This window comes from Holdemania massiliensis, from assembly GCF_022440805.1.
Lineage (GTDB): Bacteria > Bacillota_I > Bacilli_A > Erysipelotrichales > Erysipelotrichaceae > Holdemania > Holdemania massiliensis_A.
On sequence record NZ_JAKNTK010000001.1, the window covers coordinates 2,859,578 to 2,885,602 of the forward strand.

Below are 26,025 nucleotides of genomic sequence, written 5' to 3' on the forward strand. Positions count from 1 at the left end.
GCCTGACTCATTCCGGCCGCTTGTTTTTCTCATGTTCCTATTTAACAAGGACATCCGGAGCTGGGATTGTTCTGAAGCCATTCCTTCTTCTTGAGCGGCCTTCAATGCAAGGAATGCACAGAGCTGAAACCAAACGGATGAAAAATCACCGCTGCCGCTGAGCCCTGAATCCTTGAAGCCAAGCCGTTCTGATTTCTGAATGTTGCTTCCAGACTTTCTATATTATACATGAAACCTTCGGCATTTCTATCCCTGATCCGCCGGTTTCAGAATTTTCATGAATAGCAGAAGTCATCCTCAGCGCCAACGTCATTTCTTTCATGCCAAGCCGTCGCTTTTCCTTAACGCCTGAAAAACTACTCCGATTCTTCTGAAAAGCGGTGTGAGGGAAATCACGGTTTTTACCGAAAAGTGGTTGGATCCGCAACCCTTACAGGTAAGGAAAAGGAAGGTCAGTGTGATCCTTCCTTTTGACGCAGCATCAATGTCCAGCCGCTGATCGGCTCAAAACCCAGCCGACTGTAAATTCTTCCCGCTTCTTCATTCTCGAAAAACAAGCATGGCTTTTTGCCTTCGCTTAACAGCTGGCTGCACAGCGCCGTCATAACCGCGCTGGCCAAACCGTGACGGCGCCAATCCGCGCGGGTCGCCACTCCCCCGATCATCGCCGCATCTGCAGTCTCCGCTGTGCTGTTGGCTTGGCAGATCACCTGATTCTGTTGTTCAATGAAGAAATGCCGGCCTTCCTGTTGGGCAATCCGCCGGGCGATCATGGCCACCTCATTATCCATGTCAAACACTTCATCCAACAATGCTTTTAAACGTGCGGCGTCCTCAGGGCGAGCCTGCTGGATCAAAAAGTCAGACTCTGCCTTGACCTTCAGCTCGCTCAGCTGACAGAACAGACATTCCTCACGAGTGAACGCATCAAAATTCAGCCTCTCCAAAACAGCTGTGCGTCCCTGGATCGCCTGAATATCATATTCCTGAATCAAGCGCTCAACAAACTGGACGTCAACGCGATTTTCCTCACTGGCAATCACCAGATTATGGTAGTACACCAGATAAATCCCATGGACAAATTCATCTTTATCAATAAAAATTGTCTGAAAGCCCTGGTTAAATCCATAGTTTTCAATATCTCCGATCAGAAACAAATTCAGCGACGGGTTTTGCCGGAGATAATCCAGACATTCCTGCCGATGTTTTTCGCTGCAGCGAATCATCATCGCAATCACCTCGATGTCTACTATTTTATCAAACTCCGGCAGTGAGGTGAACTATTTTTTCAACTTTCTTAATTTTTCCAGCATTCTCTGCGATAATAGAAAAGCCATGATATAATGAATAAATAAGGAGAATCAACAGGATGAAACGAATTGCAAATCAATGGAAAGATTACGAATGCTGCGATGCAGGCGATGGTGAAAAGCTTGAACGCTGGCAAAATATACTCTTGCGCAGACCCGATCCTCAAGCAGTATGGAAGAAAACCGATCATGCCGGATGGGATCGCATTCATGCGCATTACCACCGTTCCAGCCGGGGCGGAGGCAGCTGGGAGTTCAAACAGGCTGTACCGGAGACCTGGACGGTATCCTACAAAGAACTGACGTTTAAGGTTTCACCGACCGGCTTTAAGCATACCGGCTTATTTCCGGAACAAGCAGTCAACTGGGATTGGATGCAAGCCAAAATCCGCAAGGCCAAAGCCAGCGGACGGCCGGTGCGGATTCTGAACTTATTTGCCTATACCGGCGGAGCGACGATGGCCTGTGCCAGTGCCGGAGCGGATGAGGTTGTGCATGTAGATGCCAGTAAGGGAATGGTGCAGTGGGCCAAAGAAAACATGGCACTGTCACATTTGGAAAACCGCACGATCCGCTTTATCGTCGATGATGTTCTGAAATTTGTCGCGCGGGAAAAACGCCGCGGTCATACCTATCAGGGAATTTTAATGGATCCGCCGTCTTACGGCCGGGGACCCAATGGTGAAATCTGGAAGCTGGAGGATCAGATCAACGAACTGGTCAATGCTTGTCTGGATATTCTGGATGACGACGCGTTGTTTCTGTTAGTTAATTCCTATACCACCGGTTTTTCCTCCATCGTCTTAGAAAACATTCTGCGCACCACTGTGCTGCGCCGTCATCCGTCCGGCTATGTCTTTGCCGGGGAAGTCGGTCTTCCGATTACGCAGGACAACATGATCCTGCCATGCGGAATTTACGGCGCATGGAGTGATGAAGATGACGAAGTTTGAGATTTTATATGAGGATAATCACCTGCTGATCGTGGTCAAGCCTGTCAACATTGCGGTTCAGGCGGATGACAGCCATGATCCGGATCTGTTGACATTGCTGAAGCAGGACTTGAAAGAGCGGTACCAGAAACCGGGGAATGTATACCTGGGCTTAGTGCATCGCTTAGACCGGCCCGTCGGCGGAGTCATGGTGTTTGCCAAAACTTCCAAGGCCGCTTCCCGGCTCAGCGATCAGGTCCGCACCCGCAGCCTGAAAAAGACTTATCAGGCAGTGCTGTGCGGTCAGCCGCAAAAGCCTGCAGCAACCTTAAAAGACTGGCTGATCAAAGATGAAAAAACCAATCGGGTGCGCACAGTTCCTCCAGCTTCACCGAAAGCGAAAGAAGCGATCCTGCACTATCAGATCCTGGAAGAAAGCGAAGGCTTGTCGCTGGCGCAGATTCAGCTGGAAACCGGACGTTCCCATCAGATCCGCGTCCAGTTTGCCAGCCGTCAGCTGTCCTTGTGGGGAGATCAGCGCTACAATCCAAAGGCGTATCCCGGTCAGCAGATTGCTCTGTGGGCAACATCGCTGACACTGCAGCATCCAATAACGCATGAAAGCATGACCTTTGCCTGTTCACTTCCGAACAGTTACCCGTGGAATTTATTCTCTCATTCCAATCAGAAAGGAGATTGAGAACATGGCAACAAAAGCGCCTGTAAAAAAACGAAAAGTCGTTCGCCGGAAACGCAGAAGAATCCGCAAATCCGTTCTTTATGGTTTAATCGGTATTGTAGCGACGATCGTTCTGGTCTTTGTCCTGACGACCATTCCGAAGCTTTCAACGGACAGCAAGCTGAAGGGTTTGGGCTATTCCAAAGAAAGCATCGCGATGATCAAGAAGCAGAAACTGACCAAGACCATCCTTAACGATAAGCTGTATTCCGACAACCTCAATGCTGCGTTAGCCTCGGAAAGCTTCAATAAGGATTATCTGAAGCTGTATCTGGTTACCGATTCCCTGAACAGCGATGACACGCAGCTCTATGAGCGGCTGCGGGCACGGAATTACCCCGAGGACTCATGCCTGAAATTGTTTGAGAAGCTCAATTTCTGGGAAATTACGCCGCTGTTAGTCTTTGATTATGTGAGCGATGTTGAAGCCTACATTCAGGACTGCACCGATCATCGGGATGTTAACAGTGAGAATCATTTTGAACTCAGCGGAAAATACGTGAACTGGTATGACAGCACCTCTGCCTCCGATGCCAAAGATGTCAGTATGATCGTCAATAAGCGATATTATTTAGGGGAGAGCTATGCCCCAGAGGATCTGGTTCAGCTGAGCTTAACCTATGCCGCGAAGGATTGTTATCTTCGTCAGGAAGCGGCCGATGCCTTAGCCGCAATGTGTGATGAACTCAACGGCGGCGGCAAGCCGAAGATGTATGCTTCCTCCTCCTACCGCGACTATCAGTATCAGGTCGATTTATATAACGGCTATGTCAATTCCAAGGGTGAGGAATGGGCGGATTCCATTTCTGCCCGGCCGGGCTTTTCCGAACATCAGACGGGATTAACCGTAGATATGGCCGCCACCGGCGCGCAGCTTTCCAAGTTTGCGGATACCGATGCGTTTGTCTGGATGCAGCAGAATGCCCACCGTTTCGGCTGGATCCTGCGTTATCCAGAAGGGAAGGAAATCATCACCGGCTACAGCTATGAAGCCTGGCATTATCGCTACCTCGGTGTGGAACTGGCTACAAAGGTCCATGATTCCGGCTTAACCTACGACGAATATTACGAATTGTATCTGCGTTAATTCCATTACGCTGCGGATCGGCATTGCCTGCCGATCTTTTTTTTATTTATGCATCTTGGGTTCTCTTAGAGACAGAAAAACAGCCGGTTCTTTGCCTGCCTGCAGCATCAAACCGGTTGTTAGACTGAAATTTGTTGAGATTTAGACTTCGACAATCCCCAAGGAAGCCAAGACGATCGCCAATAACAGCACTGTCAGGATCAGCCGATTGGAATTCATCCATTTCTTGCCCAGCATCCAATAGCATAAGACAGCGAACAGCGCCGGCATCAAACCCGGCATAATCGAATCCATATACTTTTGAAGCGGGAATTCCTGCATCAGCATTTCCCCGGTCTGAGGATCAATTCCCAGGCTGACGGTCAGTGTTTTGAGCGGGAACTTGACCATCGTAGCGATCATGCCGCCGACCACCGTTAAGCCTAAAACCGAGGCGGCCGCAGTGATCGTTTCCTTAATCCCTGAGAGTGTATTGACAATCTTAGCGCCTTGCTGATAACCGATGTCATACAGCTTAAACCGAAGCAGCAGCACGGCGATTAACCAGACTTCCCAGATCATGATGCCGACTATGCTTCCTTCCTTGGCCATCGTCGCGGCAATCGATCCGAACACAGCACCCGGAATCATGCTGAAAATCGTATCGCCGACGCCCGCAAACGGACCCATCAGCGCGGTTTTCATGGACGAGGCAATGTCAATGCCGGCACCGGTTTCTGCCATTTCCTCTTCAATCGCGACGTTCATTCCGACAATGATATCCCCCATTGCCGGAGTTGTGTTAAAAAAGACCGAATGTGCCTGCAGCGCCTTTTTCTTGAGTGCCGGCTGATCGCCGTACAGTTTTTCAATCAGCGGCAGCATGGTGGTCAGATACCCCAGCCCCTGCATTCGTTCGTAGTTCCAGCCGATCTGAGCATTCCAGATCCAGCGGAGATTGATGCGGCGAAGCTCTTGTTTGTTCAGGCGTTTCGTCTGTGTCATAACTTTGAGTCCCCCTCTTCTTTCTTATCCCTTATTCTGATTTTATTATAGCCCTATTAAAATTAATTGCCAATCAATGATTCATATTTTTAAAGGTTTTCAGGTTTTTTTATTCCAACTCATCTCCGCTAGTTCTTCACTCAGCCTGGTGAAGCAGAGGAATTCCCAGAAGTAAAACAAAAGATCCATAACCGGATCTTTTGTCAGTCCATGAGCCTTATTCATTAAAGCAATTGAATCTGCGAAGTTTCGGGATTTTTCTTTACCTCTGCCGCATAGGCTTTGGCCTGTTCGATCAGTTGGTTGATTCCCGTACTGCGATAGACCCCTTTCTGGATCAGAATCACATCGTAGATCACAAACGGGTCGATCCAGTTCAGCTGCACCAGCCCCATCTGCCGCACCTTAGGAACACAAACATACGGAATCAGACAAATCCGGTTGTCATCCTTGGCGGTATTGATGACGGCATGAATGCTGCCTAAAAACAGCTCAGAAGACGGCCGCGCGCCGTTTTGCGTCAGACAGCGGCGGAATTCATCCGTAAAACAACAGTCCTCATACGTATAAGAGAAATTCTCCCGGTTCAGATCGCCGAGATGCACTTCTTCCTGCTGCGCCAAACGATGCTGCGGCGAGGTCATCAAACACAGCCGCTCTTCAAACAAAGGAACGATCTGCTGCCCTTCGCTTTCCTGAGTGTTGAGCATCTGCACAAATCCGATATCCACTTCGTTCTGATTCAGCCATTCCGGTACCCGTGCACAGCAGATCGCGTTGACCTGCAGCGTCAGCTCCGGCTGAGTCTTCTCCACTGCCGCAAAGAAATCGCCGAAAGCAAAGCCGACCATCAGTTCGCCGCCGGCCACCCGGATGGTGCCAATCGCGGATTTTGTCTGATCGAACTCATACTGCAGCTTGAAATAGACGCTGAGCATTTCATCGGCATAGCGCATAAACCGCTTCCCATCATAGGTCAGCTCGATCTTTCCGTTGCGGTATTCTACCAGCTGAACCTGCAGCTCGTCTTCCAGGGAGCGGATATGTTTGGCAAGCGTCGAGGGGGCATAGCTTAGCTTTTCCGAAGTCTTCATGTAATTTTTTTCCTGAGCCAGCGTTCTGAACGTGATCAGCTGTTTAATATCCATCGTTGCTCTCCTTCGCTTCAAAAGCACCCATTGTGATAATGGATGCTTTTTTACTTTATGCTTTGTTCAGCGGACTACTTAGCGTCAGCGACGACAGTTTCGCCAGCTAATTTACCGAAGACAACCGTATCCACCACGGCATTTCCGCCTAAGCGGTTTGCGCCGTGAATGCCGCCGGTGATTTCACCTGCTGCATACAGACCGGAAATCGGCTGACCGGCTTCATCGAGAACGCGTGTTTCGGTATCGATCGTAACGCCGCCCATCGTATGATGGACGCAGGCCTGACGGGCTGTAGCAACCCAAGGTCCGTTTTCCAGCTTCGTAGAATACAGCGTTCTGCCGAATTCATCCGTACCGCCGTCAGCAGCGGCGTTGAAGCTGTCTACGGTTGCTTTTAATGTCGCAGCATCGATTCCCATCTGAGATGCCAGATCTTCCAAAGTATCCGCAACTAAAATATAACCGTTTTCTTTCAAATAATCAAACGTAAATCCATCCGCTGAACGCCAATTCGGATCTTTGATATCCACATAGCCCGCACCGTCGCCGGATTCCAGCATGTAGAACATCGAGTCGGTCTGCGCCATGACAGCCAGACAGATTTCATCACGGCGGCCGTCTTCACGAACGAAGCGCTTGCCTTCTTTGTTGATGAAAATAATCTGATCTGTGCCGTTGACATCGCGCGGCGGATATTTTGTCAGCTGGCCGTCTTTGACATTGCCCAGATACAGCAGCTGAATCTGTTCCATATCGGTTAATGAAGCTCCAACTTCCAGCGCCATCGAGATTCCGTCGCCCTGTGAGCTGCTGAAACGGTTCGTCGTCATGACTTTGCTCAAATCGTTCCACTTTCCGGAGGTATTGTATTCCTGAACCATCTTGCTGTTGGCCGCAAATCCGCCGGTTGCCAGAACGACGCCCATGTTCGCGCTGACCGTAAATTCATTGCCGGTCTTATCCTTGCAGACAACGCCGCTGACCTTACCGGAATCATCCTGCACCAACTTCTCCGCGGTGCTGCTGGTCAGCACAGTGATCTTGTCGTCTTTCAGAATGTTTTCAACATAGGTAGAGATAAAGCCGGTTCCCATCTGCATCGTGCTGGTATGGGTTCTCTGCCACAAACTGCCGGCACCCTGACCGATGATATCGCTGAATTCCATGCCTAAGTTTTCAATCCATTCCAAGCCTTCAAACGAATCGTAGCACAGCACTTTGACTAAATCCAGATCACCGACTTTATCGCCGTTGATCCAGGTCTGCAGCGCATACCATTCTTTCGTATCAAACAGATCGGTCCGGCCGCTGGCTTTGTATTCATCCCACTGCGCCTGAACTTCCTTCTGCAGAGCTGCATGCGCATCATCAATCGGATCCTCCGCCAACGCTTTTTCAATCGTCGTCTTGACTGCATCGGTCATCGTGACCTTATTCTGCAGCGGTTCATCCGGTGTGTTGTAAATAGCGCCGCAAACCAACGTATCGCCACCGACTTCGCCGTTCTTTTCAACGATGATGACATTAGCGCCCTTCTGCGAAGCTGCAATCGCGGCCGCCAAACCAGCTCCGCCGCCGCCTACGACAACAACATCAGCACTCTGATCCTGCTGCGCATTCGCTGCGGTTTCCTTCATCCAGGCCGCCGGATCAGCGCCAGCCTGCGTCAGACAATCCTTAACGGCATTGATGACCGCTGCCGATGTGATTGTCGCTCCGGTCACGGTATCGACTGCCAAGCTCTGATTTGCAACAATTTCTTCCGGAATCAAGACTGTCGGCGCTTTCCCGCCTTCATCCAGCTCCGTTCCCGCTGCGTTTTTCAAAACGCCGCCAATCCCCGGTGTTTCCGAATCCTTCGTTACTTTAACGGAAACAATGGCGTCCTCGCTGAGTTCAACGCTGACTTCAACAACATCGTTCATTCCCTGCGATGTCGCGGTGTACGTTCCAGCCTTCATGCCTGCTGCAGCGGCCGGCTCATCCTGTTTCGGAGTAGAGCATCCAGCCATTGAACAGATCATGAGAAAACTGGTCAATAAAAGCATTGCCTTTTTCATTCTTCATTTTCCTCCTTTTGATCTTGTTAGAATTATATCATGTTATTTTTTTATCAACTCACACTAAAAGGAAATGTGTTCTCGCTTTTTTCGTGACTTAAGTAAGAGGCAAAACCTGCTCGTATCTTTTCAATAAGAAAAAACGCCGTTGAAGCTTCGGCGTCTTTTGTTTAATGCTCATTACCAGCCTGTTTTGACTGAGCTTGAAATTTGCTTCTCATTCGTGGGCCTTGATTGATAAAGCCCAATGAATACCATCAACCACTTCGGATCCAATGCAAAGCGATTTCAATCCAACCGGTTGAGTCCATTCTTTGATCAATCTTTTCGGATCGCTGACCTGTGTGATCCTGCCTTCGGATTGCTTTTCGGCTGACTGTCATGGACACCCTTCCAGAGTTTCAGAGCATAGTACAAAAACCGCTCCAATCCATAAATCACCAGAACCACTTGAACCGCAGCCGTAGAAAGCGCCATGCTGGAAGTCTGAACTGACGTCGGCCGATAAACTACATCATAAGTGATCGGACTTTCACTTTCCAGCATATCGAATTGAACCAATCCGGTATTCTCGGCCGCATAAGGAATAATCGTATCGATCACTTCCCCATCTTTGATCGCATCTACCTGATAACCATAATAATAAGTGCGCGGAACAGTCAGCCATTGACCCTCCGGTCCGGATTTGACGACGAATTTAAAATGCCCATATTCACTTTCATCAACCTCTTGATCCAGGATCAGCAGTTTCATGCTGCTGTCGATCATCGACTCACTCGGCGAAACAGCCCATTTTACCCATTCCCGGTAATCCTTGTAATCCACATCCGCCCCATAAGGCAGATAGTCTGCGCTGCTTAACTGCTGCACATTATAAACCGCTGTTTCCTGTGTATCCCCATACTGGCTCAGTTTAGCTTCTTCCACCGTCATTTCATCCGGATAACCGGAAATCTGATCATAATTGACTTTCAGCATGAAATACGTGGGAATCAAAATTACGATCACGCTGATTGCTTTTAGCAGCATTCTGAATTCCAGCTGCTTGAAGTTCCGGATAAAAACATACCAGTAATATCCTCCGGCCAGCGCCAGCATAGGAATGCAGACCGGCAATAACCGCTGGACGAACTGCATAAAACTGAAAAACGGGAACAGCTGCCAGGGGAACAGCTTCGTCATCATCATCATACTGACATAGCCGATGATCCAGCAATGAAAGATAAACGGATTGCGTTTGCGTTTGTCGCGCACCGCCAAGCCGATCAGCGGCATAAAAATCAGAAAAGGACCTGGAGAATTGTTCAGATAAATCGTTGTATCCACAGTAAAGTTAAATATTTCTGACAGATCTACTGCCGTAGCCGCCAAGCCGCCCCCCAGATTAAAGGTATGCGAAACTACCATATCAACAGCGCCCATCTGTTCCAGCATCGGGGCGATGAAAAACCAGGCGCACACCAGGGCCGCCGCAATCGCTTGCAGGATATTGAGCAGCCGGATCTTTTCATGCCACAGTTTTTTAAAATTGATCAGCGCAAACACCGCAAAGACAATGCACATGAGGATAAAGCTGATGTTATGCGACAGCACCAACCCGCAGTAGCCCACCGCCAGCCAGATCCAGCGCCGGCTGTCCTTATACATCGTCTGATAAATCCCCGCCAGACAGATCGGGATGAACACCAACGCAAGCAATTCACCCAAACCACCCCGCCGCAGAATATCTGTAATGCTGTGGGTATTCAGGATCAACAGAAGCATTGACAGGACAGCGGCATATCCGCTGCGCCGGCTGACTTTATAACTACATAAGCCGATCATCAGCGTCGCTGCCCAGACTAAACCAAACACATATTTTTTATAAACCAGAACCGGGAGCATCCCGTCTGCCAACAAGGATGCCGGCCAATACAAAAAAAGATTGCAGTAGAAGATCGGCGTTGGATAACCGAAATTGAAGTTCTGGTTCCAGAACAGATAGGGATAGTCAACATGATTTTGCTGAGCTTCCATCAAACTGATGATTCGGTTGATGTGAAAACCCGTATCCGCCCCCAGATGGACCTGACCATTGTTGAACGGAAAACAAAAAAATGAAGCGATCGCGAAAGCGGTCAGGGCCAGAATCACAATCGTCACTGCCCACACCAGAATCGGATTCTCTTTTTTTAATCGAATAACCTGATTTGTCATTGCTTTATATTTCATCATATTTTTTCAAATATCCTTTTTCAGTCACTATCTTCTTATTGTACTCAAAATTTCTGTAATTAAAATAGTAAAAAAGTAAAATTAAACTTTTTATCATAAATTATCCCGGACAAAAGCAACGTTATACCGATTCTGTTTAGAAATTGAAAGCTTTCAGGATCCACTCTTCCCGCCATTTCTGCAAAAAAAGATCCTGCTATCACTCCGCACAAAACAACCGGAATGAATGATCCGCAGAATCTTTAAATTTTTTACTTTGCTTATAAGCTGCAGGAAGCTATGTTAGGACTGGCTTTCCTGAATCCAGCCTTCGATCAGCTGAGCTGCCCGGACAGGACCGCCGGCCTGATGGAAACTGCGGCTGATCAAGGCCGCGTTTTCTTTTAACGAAGGATTCGCAAGAACCTGGTTCACTGCCGCTCGAATTGCGGCCGCACTGTTCTCCTTTAGCAGGATGCCGGCATTCAGCTCAACAACTCGTTGCGCAACCCCGCCCTGCTCGGCCGTTTGAGGATAAAGAATCAGCGGAACCTCAGCATTCAGACCTTCATTGACACTGTTCATCCCGGCATGTGTCAGAAATACTGCGGTTCGCTGCAGAACTTCAATTTGATCAACCTGCGCCTGAATTGTAAAATGGCCCGGGGCTTTCAGTTGAGCGGCCTGTTCTTCAGTTCCCACAGCCATGATCACCTCGCCTGGATAATCCCGCAGCGCTTCAATGCAATGCTCAAAGAAATCCAGATGCTGGTTGTTGACAGTTCCCGGTGAAATGTAAATGACGTTTTTTTCTCCATCATAAGAAGCCGTGGATTTTACAGAAGGACCGACAAATTGAATCTTTTCGGAGAAGGTATCGGAACACGGCTGAAATTCCTTCGATGTATAGACAATTGTCGGTGTCTGATCATCATTCTGCAGAATTGAAAGCAAATTTTTAACCGGATATCCTTGTTTCTGCAGCCGTTTCATCTGGCGATGAATCTGCGGCAAAGAACGGACTAAACCGATCAGCTGACCAAAGCTCTGCTTCATAATCCTGGCTGAATAACGGTTGAAAGCAAAGGTTGTCGTTGAAGAAATGAACGGAATGCCCAGCTTCAGCGCCGCAAATTTTCCCCAAACCGCCATCGAATCAGCAATGATGCAATCCGGCTGAAGTGTCCGCAGCTTCTGACAGACCATCGCATCCAGGGCTAACGTTGTATCGGTCAGCAGCTTTATCGAAGCGCCGACATCGTTAGTCATCTGTTTAATCCTTTCCGGATCGGCATTTTCGGTTTGCAGATAAGCGTCGCAGCTGACAAACTGAGCGCCGGCCTCCTCAATCCGTTTTTGAAAAGCCGAGAATGAAAAATAAATCACCTGATGTCCGCGCTTTGTCAGCTCCCGAACCACCTCCAGTGTAGGATTGGTGTGTCCGTAAGCCGGAATGCAGAAAAATGCAAGTTTAGCCATAACGCCCTCCCTGACTGTATTGACAGTCTTGCTTTGATGAATCCGTAAAATTTTTCAGCGATACTGATGCAGCGTATTCCGTTAAGGATAAGCATCTTTATTTTCGGGTCTGACGAATGGATTGGGCAAAAGCCTTTGAATCTTCCTCCGGCATATCCGGATAAAGTTCCTTAGCCTTTCCCGAAAAAATGGCATCGGCTATTTTTTCAAATACGTCATACCGTTCAATCGCAATGCCTTTCTCCGCGTCCGCCAGCAGCATCAGCGTATCCCCAGGCTCAATCTGAAACAGATCACGGACTTCTTTCGGAATAACGATCTGACCTTTGGGTCCGACCTTGACTGAGCTCATGTATTTTCCGTCCTTCACTTGAGATTTCATGGTCTCCCTCCTTCCTGTATCAAAAGTATAACTTGTATAACTTATATAACTATTCTACTGCTGAATGTTATCGCTGTCAACCGTCGTTGTCTTTTATCCATTTTCTTTCAGGAATACTGCTTCCAAAGTAACAGTCAGCTGATCGCCATGGTCAGAGAAAAGGAGGATCTTAGTGCAGCTTTGATGAACAAAACTGCGCCTGAACGTACATAGGCGTGAATAAATTTCTTATTTTGAATCGAAAGGTTAACTAAACAAAAAAATTTCCGATCCTACCAACCAGAAATTTTCTTAGTTTAATTCGTTCAGGCCTTGCCCAAGAAGCCGAGCAATTCCGCCTTGCGTGCTTCGCAATCGGCTTTCCCCAGTTCAAATAATTGTTTCAAAGCTTCGGCATCGCCGGAGAATCGTTTCACGCCCAGATTCTTTGAAGGTCTAAGCAGCAGCGCTTTGCCTTCCTTCTGCAGCTCATCGACGATATTCATTTCTTCATAGTAAACGTCGCTGCGGATTTTCAGCGCATCGATCAGCGCCTGGTTATGATAAGCCATTTTTGACGTATTCAGCAGTAGCTTGCTGCTGGGCTTACGGACATAGCCTTCGTCCTTTGTTACAATGACCAGATGTTTATCACAGCCATAGCCCAGCGAACGCTTGATCGGCACCATCGTCGTCACACCGCCGTCCATATACAGCCCATCGCGATACGGCACAGGCGAGCCTGCCAGCGGCAGCGTACACGCACCTTTTAATAAGCGCAGATCATCATCCAGTTCCTGTTTCTTCACCCATTCCACCTTGGATGTGTTCAGATTGAACAGGCCGATCTCAATTTCCATCGAAGACTGCCGCAAAGTATCCAGCTCATAATGAATTGTTTCTTTCAGCAGACGGTCGAACATAAAATCATAGCCGACATAGTGGCGTTCTTTCAGCAGCGGATTCAGTCCTACGTTTCGCTTATCCGGCATATAGATGACGCCGACATCGTACAAATACTGCTTGTTTCTCATCGCAAAGCTGCACAGGTTCATGGCCCCAGCTGAAATTCCCACGCCGTAATCAAACTCGACCTCGTGATCGATCAGCCATGTTAAAACCCCAGCCGTATAAGCGCCGCGCATTCCGCCGCCTTCTAAAACCAGTCCGGTTTTTCCCATAAATTCACCTCAATCATACAATCACTTATTGTAACAAAAAAAACTGAATTTACCACTACAAAATTATTGTTTCGTCGCTTCCTGAACCATTTTTACAAATTCTTCGCTTCGCCCGGCAGCTAAAATCCGATGCGGACAATCCTTTCCTGAAAAGTCATGATGCTGCTTAATATCCTCAATCCGCAGATCATATGCCTTCATTAACTCCGCACACAGCGCCGCGGCATTTTCCAGCGTCTTTTCAAAATCATTACCTTCATTGACGCACAGTTCAATCCCAATCCCCGTCATATTGCCGCCGCCCTCGGTCATTTTATCTCCGGCATGCCAGCCGACTTCTTCATCCGGCAGCGCGTGATAAATCGAGTGATCATCCACGGTATAATGCCAGGAATTAATATCCGTCTCATTGGTCTTTAAGTATTCGTTGTGATGCCAGGCATCCGCACTGGCTGCTTCGTTGTCCGTTTCATGAATCACGATCCAGCGAATTTCACGCTGAATCTGCGGACGATTTTGATGTCCCTGCGGAATATAATCATGAACCACGTCAATCCCATTGACCTGCTGCAGCTGTACGCCTTCCGTGTGATAAATCCGTTTTTCCCGAACCGGCCACAGCCATAACAAAAGCAGCGCGATCATCACTAAGCCTGCCAGCACGCCCAATATTGCCAGTTTCCGGCGAATCGACGCTTTCAGCCGATACCGCTTATGTGCCCGTTTCTTCTTTCCGTTGGATGAACGTGCCGAAATCGTCCGCTTCTGCACGGTGGATTTCTCCCGCTGATTACTCATAAGCATCCCCAATCTGTCAATAACTTATGTTTATTTTATCATGTTCCCTGACTGAACAACGAAGGAAATTCTTAATTCTTTCTAACACATGCTATAATCAAGTCTAAAGGCAGGTATTCTTATGCAGAAAGTAATCTTTATCAGCGGAACCATGGGAAGCGGAAAAACAACAATCAGCCGGCTCTGCAATGAAAAGCTCAGCCGGAGTGTTTGGCTGGATGGGGACTGGTGCTGGATGATGAGTCCCTTTCAGGTTCAGGATCAGACCAAAGTCATGGTGATGGATAACATTGTTTATCTGTTGAATCAGTTCTTGGCGCAGACTTGCTTTGATCATGTTCTGTTCAGCTGGGTCATGGATCAGCCGGAAACTGTCCAACAAATTTACAATCGGCTGCAGGGAAATTTCACGTTTTATCACTTCACCTTGCAGCCTTCACCACTCCAGCTTCGCAGACAGCTGCAGCAGGATATCGACCGAGGTCTGCGGACAGCTGACTGTATCCCGCAAAGTCTGTCACGCTTGACCCATTATGATCAAATTGATTCAGAAAAAATCAAAATCAATGGACAATCTCCGGAAACAATTACCCGGGAAATTCTCAGTCGTTTGAAATAGCTGTGTTATTTCTATTTTATACGGCTTTTCAGTTGGATTCAAATTTGCTTCCTACACCTTATTGAACAAACTTAATGTTGAACAGATTTACTGCTTCAGAAGGCAAAAATTTTACAGTCTCATTAATTTCCTTTTGTCAAAATAATCGATATCTTCTTATTGATAGTCAGATTGAGAATGACGCCGACCGATATGCGGTTCAAATGTAAATAGGCTGCCTCTGACAGCTTCGTATGCTTTCCTTTTTCGATATCAATTCTCTCATTCTTGTATCTAACGATTTCACAAAAAAAGCTCCTTTCCCCTCGGAAAAGAAGCTCTTTGCCGCATTACAGAAACATGGCGGAATTAAAAGAACATGTGTTCGACAAAAATTCGCAGACCGATCAAGATCAGAATCACGCCGCCCAAAACACGCGCCTTTTCTTTGACCATTGAGCCAAAGCGCTTTCCGGCCGCAGCCCCGATCAGACTTAACCCGAATGTAATCCCGCAAATCAATAGACAGGCTGTAAAAATATTGACGTGAATCACCGCAAAGCTGATGCCCACGGCCAGCGCGTCAATACTTGTCGCAACCGCCTGCATCAAAATCGTAGGCAAGGTCAGCGTCTTGCCTGAACATTCCACACATTCCGGTTCATGACTTTCCTGCCAGGCTTCTTTGATCATATTCAGCCCGATCACACCCAATAAGATCAAAGCGATCCAGTGGTCAATCGAAGCGATCGCATCGCTGAACATCCGGCCGCAGAAATATCCGATCAGCGGCATGAGTCCCTGAAATAATCCAAAAGCACCGGAAGTTATCAGTGCTTCCTTGCGATGAAAGTTCTCATAACATAAACCATCGGTAATCGACACCGCAAAAGCATCCATAGCCAACCCCACCGCCAGCATGATCAACGTTGCCGCATCCATAACATTTGCATCCATCAGTATTCCCTCTTTCTTCCTAAAAAAAGACCCAGGCATAAGCTCGTTAAAGCCTATGCTTGAGTCTTGTTCATTAAGCCAAACCAGGCGGCAAAGCGCCATTGTGTTGATTTGACACGCGGATTCTTTCCACGCAAACTACTCCCTCAAGAAGTATGTTCAATATACCAAAGTTTGGATGAAGATGCAAGTCTTTCCGGCACTTTTTCCGCCAACTTCGACAAGCTGGCGGCATTGTCCCCTTCTTATTTGAAATTGCCAATCCACAGCGGGCTGCCAATGGCTTTCAGATGATCCTGAAATTCATGGGTTCCGTTGAGAACATCGCGCTGATTGACCAGTTCAATTTGATTTTCAATAATCCAGTTTTTAAAGGTTTCACTGGTACACGCCTGCAGCTCTTTGCATCGATGGATGTTGCACGTCGATTCTTCCATGATATGATCGTCACAATAACCAGGATGCCAACCGTACAGAAAGACCTCTTCCGCTTCCGTCCATTGCAGCGACATCATTTTTTCCAGCGGATTGTAATCCTTGAAATCTTCCAGCTTATAACTGGAATTGGTCGCTAAACCGGAAGAATAGTAGCGCAGGTCCTTGTATTGAGGGTCACAAACCGTGGGATGACGATGATCCGGAGCACTGGAAAAGATATTGTGTGCGATGCCGTATTTTTCCACAATGGCTTTAAATGCCTTTTCCAGAGGCAGATCGCTGTTTTTCACATTTGCAACATCTGGGTATTTCCCTAAAATGCTGTAGCACAGCTTCATCTGGGCATCGAATTCTTTGAGCGCCTCCTCATAGGTCGCTTCCTGCATCCGTTCCGGATGCCGATGTCCCCATTTAAACCGCCCTTTCTCATCGACTAAAGAAGGAACTTCTTCCGGCGGCAGGACCGGACTTTCCCACAGGTGGCGATGCCAACCGATGGACAGCCATGGCTTGTCCTTTAACCAATGCAATGCCGCAATGGTATCAGGGGAATCAAACATGACGTCGGCCGAAGAAGCAACGCCGCAGTCAAAAGCACGATAAGCTCCCATATCATAAGCGGGGGTATAACCTAAATCGTCAACTCTGAAAACCAATCTTTTTCTCATTTCCATTATCCTCATCTTTCTGTGAACATTATACAGAATGGCAAGCCGCCTTCGATTGCAGAAAAAGTTTTTATAACAAGGAAAAAGCTGACATTTAACGCTCCAAAAACAGCGGTTTCATGACAAAAACATAAAAACAGTCCGCGGATCAGACTGTTTCTATTCTTCATAAGGTAATAAACTTCACTGCCGGCATTTCATTGTATTTTTATCTGCCGTCTTTGCCTTGGCTGCGGCACAGGCCTGATATAAAAGCGGCTGAATGTCCGGATACGTCAGTTCAGCAGGGAGCTGCGCAAACCAATCCGTCTGAGCGATCTCAAACTCAGGCAGCGGACCTGAAATCCCGCCGGTTCCCCAATAAAGCATGCCGCTGTCACTTTTTTCCTGTTGATGGACAGTATAAATACACAGAGGTTCTAAATGGGCCTCGGTGATGCCGGTTTCTTCCCACAGCTCACGTTTGGCAGCCTGCATGGGTGTTTCCCCCAGTTCAAGGTGCCCGCCCGGTATTTCCCAAGTAGTTCTGAGATGATGCCGCACTAACAGCACCTGATCCGCGTTAAACAGAACGATCACAACATATTTTAACGTAACCGCAGCCCCGCAGGGATGAAAGCTGACCTCAATCTTTTCCATATCCGACTCCTTTTTCAGCATCTTAACCGATTTTTGAGCTGATCCTCCGGAAATTTTCATTTTTCTTCGCTTTTTTTATCTCCAATCGGACAGGATGAAAGCTGCAGCTACATCATCGGCGCAAACAGATTCAGCACCGCCCGGATTAAGCGCACAACCGCCGGCGTTTTGCGGCAGTCCTCCAGCGTGATCTCGCAGCAATCTTTCAGCGTATCGAGATAATCCTGCTTCATCTCTTTGATAATCGAACTCTTATAGGTCAGTACACCGCATTCAAAATGCAGGTAATAGCTGCGGTAATCCATATTGGTCGTCCCGCACAAGCCGATCTCATCATCACTGACAAACGATTTGGAATGAATAAAACCTGGCGTGTATTCATAAATTTTAACCCCGGCTTTTAACAGCGGTTCGTAATTGGCACGGGTGACCATAAAGACCAGTTTTTTATCCGGAACATGCGGCACGGTGATGCGCACATCGACACCGGCCTTCGCTGCCGTTTCCAAAGCCCGCTGCATTTCATAACCGATGATCAGATAGGGAGTATGGATGTAAACATAATGTCGTGCCTGATTGATGATGTTAAAGTGAATGGTTGCCCCAACTTCTTCCTCATCCGTCGGACTGTCGGAAAACGGCTGGATATAACCATCGCTGACCGGCTGTTCCTCCGGCTTATAGACGGGCCAGTAATCGTCATAATTGCTCGGCGGCATCGCCTTGTAAACAAAATTCCAGAACTGCAGAAACATGACGGTCAGGCTCCAGACCGCATCGCCTTTGAGCATCACAGCTGTGTCTTTCCAATGCCCGTATTTTTCATAGGCATTGATATACTCGTCTGCCAGGTTGATGCCTCCAACAAACCCGACCTTGCCGTCGATCACACAGATTTTGCGGTGATCACGGTTGTTCATCTGAATCACCAGCTGTGCTTTTAACGGATTAAAGACCGCACAGCGGATACCCAGCTTTTCCAGGATTTTACGGTAATTAGCCGGCAGCGTATAGACACAGCCTGCATCGTCATACATGACCCGCACATCGACGCCCTGCTTTACCTTTTCAATTAGGATTTCCAGAATTGAATCCCACATGATGCCGTTGTCAATGATGAAGTATTCCAGAAAGATATACCGTTCGGCTTTTTTTAATTCTTCCAGCATGTGCCAGAATTTGATTTCACCGGTCGGACAATAGGTCGCTTCCGTATTCTTATATACCGGATAATAAGCGTTGTTGACAACATAGCGGAACTGTTTGGCGGCCTGTTCATCCTGACCTTCGATCTCCGCCAGAATTTTCTCATTGCGCGGCAGGACCGGATGCGTTCGGGCCGCTTCGATCATCGCTTCCCGCCGCAGGGCTTTCGGCATTTTCCGTCCGCCGAACATCAGATAAAACAATCCGCCGAACAGCGGAAAAACGAGAACCAGAATAATCCAAGCCAGCTTGTAGGAAGGATTTTCCTGGCGATTGACAATGTAGATAATCAAAAAGAAATTGAGAAAGCGAAGCAGATTGCTGACGAGCTTAAACCCCGACAGACTGACCATTACACCAATGATCAGACCTAATTGAAGCAAGATTAAAACCGCCACAATGAAAAGACGGTTCGCCATGATATTCAGCAGTTTTTTCATTAACGTTCCTTCTTTCCCAGCCGCAGATCAGCCCACTGCTCGACGACCCGCACACCGGACAGATCAAGAAAGGACTGAACTTCCTCTATCCGTTTTGCCATCAACTCAAAATGTTCAGGTGCGTGTGCATCCATCCCATAAACTGCGGTGCAGCCATACGCTCCGGCAATTTCCCAAAACCGCGCCCAGGGATAAGCATAGCGCCAGCCTTCACGATATGCCAGCCGGCCATGCTTCATCCCCTTCAGATTGATTTCCAGCGGCACCTGCGTCCGGCTTGCCGCTGCACAGATGATCCGCGCCGCTTCATCACAGGCCGACGACCAATGATCGCGGCTCAGCATAAAATATTCGGGATGAGCGACATAATCAGCCAAGCCTTCCTCCAGCGCCATGGCAATCCGTTGAGCATAAAGCAGAACACTTTCATCCTCCGCCGCCTCACAGAAATCAACGCCCCCAGGCGTCAGATAATGATTGCCGATGATCAGATAATCCGTTTCCTCACGGCGCTGCTGTAATTCTTGGCGCAGCGATGGAAAATATTCAAATTCAAAGCCGGAAAGAATCATAATCTGATCCTGATATTTTTGCTTCAGGCTGGCGATGGACTCCAGATAGCCTGCTTTCTCCTCCATATTCATCCGATCGCGCTGATCAATTAAGCTCGCAAAGGGACAGTGATCGCTGAATCCCAGGACTTTCAAGCCTGCCTTGATGGCCGCCTGAACATAGGCCTCATCCGTTCCGATGGCATGATGGCATCGGGCAGTATGCGTATGAAGATTAAAATCCGGCATGCTTTCACCCCTCAATACGTCATATTATAACGAAATCTGAACTTATTTGCACGAAAGACTTTCTTAAGATGTCATCTGGAAAAATCCGGTCATGCTTTGCAGCTGGGATTCTAATCATTCCCAGAATCAGATGGATGGCGCGCGGTAAAAAAAGAACCGGCTTTACCGCCGGTCAAAGTTGATATTCGAAAATACACTTCTGAACGTCGCCATACTGATAAAGATAATGATCTTTCGGTACGTCGACAATGGCCTTCAAGGTCCCGTTCAGTTCTTCCAAAGTCCGACGCGAGGGCAAATTATCCGGATTGCAGGTAATGATCAGTTTATCCATTCCGTATTTCTGCTTGGCCAGCTGAAACAACAGCCGGCAGGCTTTCAGGGCATAATGATGCCCACGGTACATCGGATAGACCGTATATCCTATCTGTCCGGCATAGTATAATTCCTCGTTCATGCCCATCCGCAGATCGCAGCGTCCCACAGCGGTATGCTTCCCATGTTCTCGGATTTCAAAAACAACCGACGGCACATCATTGCGTCCAGCTCCCTTTTTGACCTCCATGACTTTAACCAGATCAATTTCCTGATCGGTCAGCACCTCTCTGTGAAACAGCCAATCCATAACCTTCATCGTTATCCGGCAGCCGCTTCGTCCAGCAGCGCCTGAATCTGCGCCCGCGTCAGAGCGCCTTCCAGTTTCTTCTGCGCCCCCAGATAAAAGGTTGGGACATAATAATAATCGTATTGATCAGCCAGTTCGGGATTTTCACCTTCATCAATCTTGGTGATCCGAAGGTTCTGATAACGCGGATCGGCAAGCAAAGCGTCAAGATCCTTCAAGGCCTGACGGCAGTAGGGGCAATTCTTCAATATAAACATTGTGATTTCCTGCATGGTTTCACCTTCTTATTATCAGTTTACCAGAATCAGGAAAAAGTGACAATGCCTTTGCCTGGAAGAAACCTCGACAAGTTTCAGCCTTTTCCGCGATTTCTTTCAATTCTTTTACGAATTGGTGAAGATTGAAAGGGCCCGGCACAGAATATGATAAAATAAGAGCAATCATTAAAATCAACGAAATTAAACTAAAGAAAGGAGGCTTTCAAAAAATGAAAAAAACAGGGGTGCTGATTTTATGCCTGCTGCTGATCAGCGGCTGCAGCAAGCGCGTTGAAAATCCTGGACCGCCGCAGATCACCATTCTAGAAGAAGCCGTCATCGAGGTCAATCAGCCGGACTTTTCGGAAGATGTCCTGCGGGCGTATTTTAAAGCCGTGGACAGCCAGGGCAACGAGCTGCCCGATGAAAATGTCGTCTTTCTCAACAATGCCAACAATTCCCTGCTGGGAACATCCTATATTAAAATCAAGGCGGTGGATAAAAATGGGTATTATGACATTAAGACCTTGAAAGTCACAACCGTCGATCAAACATCGCCGACTTACGTACTGCCGGTTCAGCCGCCGGTTTTTCTGGTCGGGGAAACACCTGAACTGACCGTTAAGACGGCTGGGATCCAGCTGCATGATAATTTCAACCGTGAATCAACGCTGGCTAAAAACTTCCGCTGGCTGATCAATGATGTCGATTACACCACACCGGGTACGTATTCCCTGCCGGCAAGGTTTCAGGATTCCTCCGGCAACGCCGTAGAGTTCACCCTGGAAATCAAGGTCAGCGATGATCCGCTGGAAAAGGTCCGGGCAGGCATGGAACTGATTCTGGAACTGTGTCAGGGTTCCTCAAATTATTTCATACTGGATGCCGCAGATGAAGATCAGCAAATTGAAATTTTAAACTATGCGCAGATCATGGATGCTTTCTTTACCGCGCAGGGCCGGCAGATTATGGAAGCCTCGGCCTTTGGCCAGCGAATTGTCACAAACGGTGATCAGGTCAGCTGGGTCGGCGATCCAACGGTTACCGACTGGCAATACACCAAAACGGAATTTACCTTAACTGATCAGGATGAGGATCAGCTGGTATTTGATGCCGCCTCTTCCTGGCTGGTGAATGGAAATCCGATCGAGGAAACCTCCGAATTCATCTTAAAAAAAGAACAGGGCGTATGGAAGATAGACAGCTTTGTCAATCCTTTGGATGGTCCGGCAGACAGAACAAAGAGGATGCCTTCGCCATCTCCGTCAGTATCCGGGCAAACGACTCCTTCCCCTGCTCCAACGGCCTCTGCCAAACCGAAAAACGGATAAAGCTTTGTAAATTGATCCAGCTCATCCAGCGCTTTTATTCTTCCATCTGCTTCGCAGTAGCTTTCTGTCTTCCTCTTCCTGCAGCCAATTGTCAAACGTCCTGCAGGAATGAATGAAACTAGGAATGTTAAAAACAGCCTGCAAGAGGTTGATCTTCTTCAGCGCTGTTTTTTATTGTTCTGAGCTGGATCGCAGATGGATTTCAGATTCCCCTCAATTCGGCAGACGGCGAAAAGAATAATTTATATCTCGATTATTCCGCAGGCATATCCAAAATACGTTTTATCTTGACTCCATGTTTTCTGCAACGACGTCGTATGTTTTGAATAGCCTGAGAATAAATATGGTTCAGCCTGTTCGCTGTCGCTGCACGAACTGATGATCGTAAACTTTTCGGCAAAATATTTTATGTTGGAATTCTCTTTCAAAAGCTTCATCATCGTCGGATATAACAGCCAGCTGTAACAAAGAAAAGCCTTAAAATCGAGAGAGGGATAATATTGGCGAAAGAAAGTTAAGGCTTCCGAAAAACTGGCATCCACCGATCTCTTGCACAAATCCGTCCCTTGCTGAACATGACAGTTTATTACAGGCGTTCCGGCAGGCAGTTTAATCTTCTGCGCTTGGGAAAACTGCATATAAGCTTCGCCCAGTGTTTCTTCATCTAAATAAATCATTTCAAAGGGCTGAAACTGCAGTGATCCGATCTTAAAAATATTGACGTTCATAAGATGCCGGAACCAGATCACATCGGCTTCTGAAATACCCGCTTTCTTCGTCTTCTCAAAATACAAATTTGCCCGCAGCGAAACATCTCTGAAAGTATTCATTAGAATGGGTTCGGGAATCTTGTCAGCTCGATATTCTTCAGCCTTTTGCTGCAGCAGATATATAACCACAGAAAGTCTTGTCAAGGGATCCCATTTGCAGAGTGGAAATTCCGGAAGTTCTCTCGCGTAAGCGAAGTTGGCTTTTTCCTGAATTGAATTTTCGTTGGCTCGAATTTGTTTATAAACTGCCGCTTCGATATCAGCATTACAATGCAGCTGCTGCAGAATGTGTTCTAATGTCATTAAGGCTTCCTCCACCGGATTTAGAATTTCACGAGTTGTTTTGTCCCGAAGTATTCTCCTACAATCTAAGTTTATTCTTCATTCATTACCGCTCAGCAAAGTCACAAATCTCAATAAAATGTCCAGCACTTTTATATTCAAAAAAAGTTATAAAACATAGATTTTCACAGCAAAATCTCTGAATGCAAACCGCTGATCTGCAGCTTAGTATAGCATATTCAGTAAGCCAACAAGGTAAAAAACAGGGCTTTAATCCATAAGGTTCTTATTTGTTTACAGAAATACCTGCCCATTTAACAAAAAGATCGGCAGTCCGCTGCCCCATCTGCAGCGTTCTTCCGATCTCCTTGTTTTTCATTTTATACAAAGCAATTTAGTCCGCCATCAGGTTATTGCCGGACAACAGCGGGGCCGCCAGAATCAGACAGACAAAGCCGACGATGCCATTGACCAATAACCCCACCAGCTGGGCAAGAAGTCCCGGCAGTCCCAATCCAAACATCAATCCGACAACCGTAATCCCATAAGGAATGACGAGGATCAGGCTCAGGAACATTTTGATCATCTGTTCCATAAAGGGCGTAGAGCGGCTCTTCATTAAGCGCAGACAAACCAGGGAAACGCTGAGAAACAGCCAGCCAAAACCGATCATCATGAAGGCCGCGGAGATCATTTCTTCCCAACCAGCCCCCAGCACTAACGGACAGAGGACCAATGAGGCAAAGACTACCGCTGCCATATGCAGCATCGACGGCACCATCAGCGCTGCCAGTTTTTTTATTGGCCGATCAGGAATCAAATAGAGATAGAACACCCGCAGATCCTGAGCGATCCGATCTGTCGTCGCACTGGTAAACAGAACGATTAAAATAAAGAACTGATAAAATCCAAAACCCTGACCGTTCATCCAGACAATTCCTAGATAGATCAGAATCATAATTCCTTCCTGCAGCGACAACAAGCGTCGAGTCTTGCGCAGAATCAGAATGTTTTTGGAAACCAGCGCCTGAGCTCCGCTGCCAAAATGAGCTTTGCCCACAGAGACAACCTTCTCATTGATATTGCCTTGAGAGCGATGCGCCCGCGCATTCTGACGCAGTTCACTGATCCACTCAGCGTCCATAATCGCCTGTTCATAAAAATCACCCTTCACATTCAGAATCAGAAATGTCAATCCGCCGCAGACCACAAACGTAGCCGCAAAGCCGATCAGACACGCCGTCAGATCCTGGCTGACTAAACCGACCAGCGCCATCTTGCACCAGCCGAAGACCGGTACCCAGTTAAACAGCGGATCGGCAACAAAACGGGTGATCGTGCTTTCGATCCCACCGCCGTCAAAGCCGAAGTTGCGCACTGCAATTAAAGCAATGAAGCTTAACAGAACGGCCAGGAAGCCATATTTAATCCATCGTGCTCGCGGATTGACCATTTCAAGAAAATAAAACCAGGTAAAAAGAGCAAAGGCAAAATAGAACATCAGCAAACTGCTGAGAATCAGCGAAAGGATCAAAGGCACTGTCAGAATGACCGTTGAACTCATCATCATTAAAATATAAACAACGGCGATCAGCGCATAGATCAGGCTGCCTTCCACGGTTTCGATCAAAAGATAAGCCAAGGTCTGCCGACGGGTAAACGGGCCGGCAAAGATAAACTGGGCATCATCCCGGGTTACGATTGCGGTACGTTTCTGCAGAATCATAATCGTCATTAAAAACAGCACATAACCGCAGAACAGCATCATCCAGCCCTGCACTGACTGAACATTCATCATCGCTGACATCGCTTCCCGATTCGCCACCGCCGAATAGATGGAAAAACAGAAAAAACCGATGATCAGCAAGGTGATGATCGCTGAAGACGGCTTGGAAAACAGCCGCCGGATCTGCGCTTTGAGCTTGACAAAAAACAGATAGCTCAGCGCACTCATCCCTGTTCTCCCTGCGTGCAGTCAAAGAAGATTTCTTTCAGCGATTGCTCGCCCAATTCCTCGCGGCGAACCTGCCGAACAATTTTGCCCTGATGCAGAATATAGGCCTCGTCCCACAAGGACTCGAACATATCAATGATATGGGTTGAAATCAAAATACTCTTACCTTGATCACGCAGCTCTTTCAGCAGCTGCAGCACGGTTTCAATCGCAGCCGGATCCAGCCCAATCATCGGCTCGTCAATCAGAATGGAATCGGGATCTGCCAACAGCGCCAGCACCATCGACAACTTCTGCGACATGCCCTTCGACAGCTCACGCGCCGTTTTCTTCGTCTTGTCTGCCAATTCCAAACGGTTTAACAACGCCTGCGCCCGTTCTTCCCCCTGCGGAGCTTTATAGGCTCGGCTGATGAAACGGATGTGTTCCTCCATTGTCAGCTGATCATACAGAACCGGCGTTTCCGGAATATAACCGAACCGCCGCTTGGCCTCGATCGACTGATTCGCAAAGCCATCAATCAGAATCTTGCCGTCAAATTTAAGCAGGCCGGCAATGCTTTTAATCGTCGTTGATTTCCCGGCTCCGTTAGGCCCCAGAAGAATCGTAATCCGGCCGTTGGCCGCCGTCAGCGATAAATCATCCACCGCTTTGAACGAACCATATTTTTTTGTGACATGATAGACTTCAATCATTGAAATCTCCCTCCCATTTTATGTTTCTTATTTTATCATATTTTTCTTATTTTATTTATTACAAATCCCTGACATTTTCTGATTCCCTCC

General features: G+C 47.6%; 24 protein-coding genes. 5 read left to right on the forward strand and 19 right to left on the reverse strand.

What is annotated here, in order from left to right:
• Positions 1–452: 452 nt before the first annotated feature.
• Complete coding sequence (locus MCG46_RS13280) at positions 453–1,229, reverse strand: GNAT family N-acetyltransferase (protein WP_240280417.1); 777 nt, start codon at positions 1,227–1,229, stop codon at positions 453–455.
• A 140-nt stretch (positions 1,230–1,369) separates the two neighbouring features.
• Here MCG46_RS13280 and MCG46_RS13285 point away from each other — a divergent pair, with 140 nt between their 5' ends.
• Genes MCG46_RS13285 through MCG46_RS13295 form a run of 3 tightly spaced genes read left to right on the forward strand, consistent with a single transcriptional unit; the run spans position 1,370 to position 4,068 of the window.
• Complete coding sequence (locus MCG46_RS13285; RefSeq protein ID WP_240280418.1) at positions 1,370–2,263, forward strand: class I SAM-dependent methyltransferase; 894 nt, start codon at positions 1,370–1,372, stop codon at positions 2,261–2,263.
• Positions 2,250–2,942, forward strand: a complete 693-nt coding sequence (locus tag MCG46_RS13290; RefSeq protein WP_240280419.1) for an RluA family pseudouridine synthase — start codon at positions 2,250–2,252, stop codon at positions 2,940–2,942. The genes MCG46_RS13285 and MCG46_RS13290 overlap by 14 nt, the downstream gene beginning before the upstream one ends.
• 4 nt (positions 2,943–2,946) lie before the next feature.
• Positions 2,947–4,068 (forward strand): M15 family metallopeptidase, encoded by a 1,122-nt coding sequence (locus MCG46_RS13295; RefSeq protein WP_240280420.1) that lies wholly within the window; start codon positions 2,947–2,949, stop codon positions 4,066–4,068.
• 141 nt (positions 4,069–4,209) lie between these two features.
• Here MCG46_RS13295 and MCG46_RS13300 read toward each other — a convergent pair whose 3' ends face one another.
• The 8 genes from MCG46_RS13300 to MCG46_RS13335 all read right to left on the reverse strand — a co-directional run bounded on the left by MCG46_RS13300 (position 4,210) and on the right by MCG46_RS13335 (position 14,275).
• Entirely contained in the window at positions 4,210–5,052 is an 843-nt protein-coding gene (locus MCG46_RS13300; RefSeq protein ID WP_020224195.1) for a PTS system mannose/fructose/sorbose family transporter subunit IID, read from the reverse strand.
• Between the two features lie 224 nt (positions 5,053–5,276).
• Positions 5,277–6,200: a LysR family transcriptional regulator gene (locus tag MCG46_RS13305; RefSeq protein ID WP_240280421.1), complete on the reverse strand. Its 924-nt coding sequence runs from the start codon at positions 6,198–6,200 to the stop codon at positions 5,277–5,279.
• A 74-nt stretch (positions 6,201–6,274) separates the two neighbouring features.
• On the reverse strand, positions 6,275–8,263 hold the full coding sequence (locus MCG46_RS13310) for an FAD-dependent oxidoreductase (RefSeq protein WP_240280422.1): 1,989 nt from the start codon (positions 8,261–8,263) through the stop codon (positions 6,275–6,277).
• Positions 8,264–8,581: 318 nt separating this feature from the next.
• Positions 8,582–10,477 (reverse strand): hypothetical protein, encoded by a 1,896-nt coding sequence (locus MCG46_RS13315; protein ID WP_240280423.1) that lies wholly within the window; start codon positions 10,475–10,477, stop codon positions 8,582–8,584.
• Positions 10,478–10,759: 282 nt separating this feature from the next.
• Positions 10,760–11,935: a macrolide family glycosyltransferase gene (locus MCG46_RS13320; RefSeq protein WP_240280424.1), complete on the reverse strand. Its 1,176-nt coding sequence runs from the start codon at positions 11,933–11,935 to the stop codon at positions 10,760–10,762.
• Positions 11,936–12,032: 97 nt separating this feature from the next.
• The gene (locus tag MCG46_RS13325; RefSeq protein WP_020224200.1) at positions 12,033–12,317 is read right to left on the reverse strand and encodes an AbrB/MazE/SpoVT family DNA-binding domain-containing protein; all 285 of its coding nucleotides are present in this window, start codon (positions 12,315–12,317) and stop codon (positions 12,033–12,035) included.
• 305 nt (positions 12,318–12,622) lie between these two features.
• Positions 12,623–13,477 (reverse strand): patatin-like phospholipase family protein, encoded by an 855-nt coding sequence (locus MCG46_RS13330; protein ID WP_020224201.1) that lies wholly within the window; start codon positions 13,475–13,477, stop codon positions 12,623–12,625.
• A 63-nt stretch (positions 13,478–13,540) separates the two neighbouring features.
• On the reverse strand, positions 13,541–14,275 hold the full coding sequence (locus tag MCG46_RS13335) for a peptidoglycan recognition protein family protein (RefSeq protein ID WP_020224202.1): 735 nt from the start codon (positions 14,273–14,275) through the stop codon (positions 13,541–13,543).
• Positions 14,276–14,396: 121 nt separating this feature from the next.
• On the opposite strand from MCG46_RS13335, the gene MCG46_RS13340 reads away from it, so the two are divergent.
• Positions 14,397–14,894 carry an AAA family ATPase gene (locus tag MCG46_RS13340; protein ID WP_240280425.1) on the forward strand — a complete coding sequence of 166 codons (498 nt, stop codon included), beginning with the start codon at positions 14,397–14,399 and terminating at the stop codon, positions 14,892–14,894.
• 348 nt (positions 14,895–15,242) lie between these two features.
• Here MCG46_RS13340 and MCG46_RS13345 read toward each other — a convergent pair whose 3' ends face one another.
• From MCG46_RS13345 to MCG46_RS13375, 7 genes are all read right to left on the reverse strand, one after another.
• On the reverse strand, positions 15,243–15,830 hold the full coding sequence (locus MCG46_RS13345) for a manganese efflux pump MntP family protein (protein ID WP_240280426.1): 588 nt from the start codon (positions 15,828–15,830) through the stop codon (positions 15,243–15,245).
• A gap of 245 nt (positions 15,831–16,075) precedes the next feature.
• Positions 16,076–16,936, reverse strand: a complete 861-nt coding sequence (locus MCG46_RS13350; RefSeq protein WP_240280427.1) for a ChbG/HpnK family deacetylase — start codon at positions 16,934–16,936, stop codon at positions 16,076–16,078.
• Between the two features lie 183 nt (positions 16,937–17,119).
• Positions 17,120–17,575: an NUDIX hydrolase gene (locus MCG46_RS13355; protein WP_240280428.1), complete on the reverse strand. Its 456-nt coding sequence runs from the start codon at positions 17,573–17,575 to the stop codon at positions 17,120–17,122.
• 107 nt (positions 17,576–17,682) lie between these two features.
• Positions 17,683–19,221, reverse strand: coding sequence for a cardiolipin synthase (gene cls, locus MCG46_RS13360; RefSeq protein ID WP_020224207.1), 1,539 nt, complete (start codon positions 19,219–19,221; stop codon positions 17,683–17,685).
• Positions 19,221–20,021 carry a histidinol-phosphatase gene (locus MCG46_RS13365; protein ID WP_240280429.1) on the reverse strand — a complete coding sequence of 267 codons (801 nt, stop codon included), beginning with the start codon at positions 20,019–20,021 and terminating at the stop codon, positions 19,221–19,223. Before MCG46_RS13365 ends, cls begins: the two co-directional genes overlap by 1 nt.
• A gap of 172 nt (positions 20,022–20,193) precedes the next feature.
• Positions 20,194–20,646: a GNAT family N-acetyltransferase gene (locus MCG46_RS13370; protein WP_240280430.1), complete on the reverse strand. Its 453-nt coding sequence runs from the start codon at positions 20,644–20,646 to the stop codon at positions 20,194–20,196.
• An 11-nt stretch (positions 20,647–20,657) separates the two neighbouring features.
• Entirely contained in the window at positions 20,658–20,918 is a 261-nt protein-coding gene (locus tag MCG46_RS13375) for a thioredoxin family protein (protein WP_020224210.1), read from the reverse strand.
• 215 nt (positions 20,919–21,133) lie between these two features.
• Here MCG46_RS13375 and MCG46_RS13380 point away from each other — a divergent pair, with 215 nt between their 5' ends.
• Positions 21,134–22,234, forward strand: coding sequence for a hypothetical protein (locus MCG46_RS13380; RefSeq protein WP_240280431.1), 1,101 nt, complete (start codon positions 21,134–21,136; stop codon positions 22,232–22,234).
• A gap of 242 nt (positions 22,235–22,476) precedes the next feature.
• On the opposite strand, the gene MCG46_RS13385 is transcribed toward MCG46_RS13380, so the two are convergent.
• From MCG46_RS13385 to MCG46_RS13395, 3 genes are all read right to left on the reverse strand, one after another.
• Positions 22,477–23,307 carry an acyltransferase domain-containing protein gene (locus MCG46_RS13385; RefSeq protein WP_240280432.1) on the reverse strand — a complete coding sequence of 277 codons (831 nt, stop codon included), beginning with the start codon at positions 23,305–23,307 and terminating at the stop codon, positions 22,477–22,479.
• Positions 23,308–23,680: 373 nt separating this feature from the next.
• Complete coding sequence (locus tag MCG46_RS13390) at positions 23,681–25,240, reverse strand: putative ABC exporter domain-containing protein (RefSeq protein ID WP_240280433.1); 1,560 nt, start codon at positions 25,238–25,240, stop codon at positions 23,681–23,683.
• Positions 25,237–25,935, reverse strand: coding sequence for an ABC transporter ATP-binding protein (locus MCG46_RS13395; RefSeq protein ID WP_020224214.1), 699 nt, complete (start codon positions 25,933–25,935; stop codon positions 25,237–25,239). The genes MCG46_RS13390 and MCG46_RS13395 overlap by 4 nt, the downstream gene beginning before the upstream one ends.
• Between the last annotated feature and the right edge of the window lie 90 nt (positions 25,936–26,025).

What these genes read in the sequence shown, in the direction of transcription:
- MCG46_RS13380 (WP_240280431.1), top strand. Translation starts at nt 21,134, where the DNA reads ATGAAAAAAACAGGGGTGCTGATTTTATGCCTGCTGCTGATCAGCGGC.
- MCG46_RS13330 (WP_020224201.1), bottom strand. Translation starts at nt 13,477, where the DNA reads ATGGGAAAAACCGGACTGGTTTTAGAAGGCGGCGGAATGCGCGGCGCT.
- MCG46_RS13325 (WP_020224200.1), bottom strand. Translation starts at nt 12,317, where the DNA reads ATGAAATCTCAAGTGAAGGACGGAAAATACATGAGCTCAGTCAAGGTC.
- MCG46_RS13340 (WP_240280425.1), top strand. Translation starts at nt 14,397, where the DNA reads ATGCAGAAAGTAATCTTTATCAGCGGAACCATGGGAAGCGGAAAAACA.
- MCG46_RS13365 (WP_240280429.1), bottom strand. Translation starts at nt 20,021, where the DNA reads ATGCCGGATTTTAATCTTCATACGCATACTGCCCGATGCCATCATGCC.
- MCG46_RS13280 (WP_240280417.1), bottom strand. Translation starts at nt 1,229, where the DNA reads ATGATGATTCGCTGCAGCGAAAAACATCGGCAGGAATGTCTGGATTAT.
- MCG46_RS13300 (WP_020224195.1), bottom strand. Translation starts at nt 5,052, where the DNA reads ATGACACAGACGAAACGCCTGAACAAACAAGAGCTTCGCCGCATCAAT.
- MCG46_RS13395 (WP_020224214.1), bottom strand. Translation starts at nt 25,935, where the DNA reads ATGATTGAAGTCTATCATGTCACAAAAAAATATGGTTCGTTCAAAGCG.
- MCG46_RS13385 (WP_240280432.1), bottom strand. Translation starts at nt 23,307, where the DNA reads ATGACATTAGAACACATTCTGCAGCAGCTGCATTGTAATGCTGATATC.
- MCG46_RS13345 (WP_240280426.1), bottom strand. Translation starts at nt 15,830, where the DNA reads ATGGATGCAAATGTTATGGATGCGGCAACGTTGATCATGCTGGCGGTG.
- MCG46_RS13290 (WP_240280419.1), top strand. Translation starts at nt 2,250, where the DNA reads ATGACGAAGTTTGAGATTTTATATGAGGATAATCACCTGCTGATCGTG.
- MCG46_RS13305 (WP_240280421.1), bottom strand. Translation starts at nt 6,200, where the DNA reads ATGGATATTAAACAGCTGATCACGTTCAGAACGCTGGCTCAGGAAAAA.
- MCG46_RS13335 (WP_020224202.1), bottom strand. Translation starts at nt 14,275, where the DNA reads ATGAGTAATCAGCGGGAGAAATCCACCGTGCAGAAGCGGACGATTTCG.
- MCG46_RS13375 (WP_020224210.1), bottom strand. Translation starts at nt 20,918, where the DNA reads ATGCAGGAAATCACAATGTTTATATTGAAGAATTGCCCCTACTGCCGT.
- MCG46_RS13310 (WP_240280422.1), bottom strand. Translation starts at nt 8,263, where the DNA reads ATGAAAAAGGCAATGCTTTTATTGACCAGTTTTCTCATGATCTGTTCA.
- MCG46_RS13370 (WP_240280430.1), bottom strand. Translation starts at nt 20,646, where the DNA reads ATGGATTGGCTGTTTCACAGAGAGGTGCTGACCGATCAGGAAATTGAT.
- MCG46_RS13390 (WP_240280433.1), bottom strand. Translation starts at nt 25,240, where the DNA reads ATGAGTGCGCTGAGCTATCTGTTTTTTGTCAAGCTCAAAGCGCAGATC.
- MCG46_RS13350 (WP_240280427.1), bottom strand. Translation starts at nt 16,936, where the DNA reads ATGAGAAAAAGATTGGTTTTCAGAGTTGACGATTTAGGTTATACCCCC.
- MCG46_RS13285 (WP_240280418.1), top strand. Translation starts at nt 1,370, where the DNA reads ATGAAACGAATTGCAAATCAATGGAAAGATTACGAATGCTGCGATGCA.
- MCG46_RS13315 (WP_240280423.1), bottom strand. Translation starts at nt 10,477, where the DNA reads ATGATGAAATATAAAGCAATGACAAATCAGGTTATTCGATTAAAAAAA.
- cls (WP_020224207.1), bottom strand. Translation starts at nt 19,221, where the DNA reads ATGAAAAAACTGCTGAATATCATGGCGAACCGTCTTTTCATTGTGGCG.
- MCG46_RS13355 (WP_240280428.1), bottom strand. Translation starts at nt 17,575, where the DNA reads ATGGAAAAGATTGAGGTCAGCTTTCATCCCTGCGGGGCTGCGGTTACG.
- MCG46_RS13320 (WP_240280424.1), bottom strand. Translation starts at nt 11,935, where the DNA reads ATGGCTAAACTTGCATTTTTCTGCATTCCGGCTTACGGACACACCAAT.
- MCG46_RS13295 (WP_240280420.1), top strand. Translation starts at nt 2,947, where the DNA reads ATGGCAACAAAAGCGCCTGTAAAAAAACGAAAAGTCGTTCGCCGGAAA.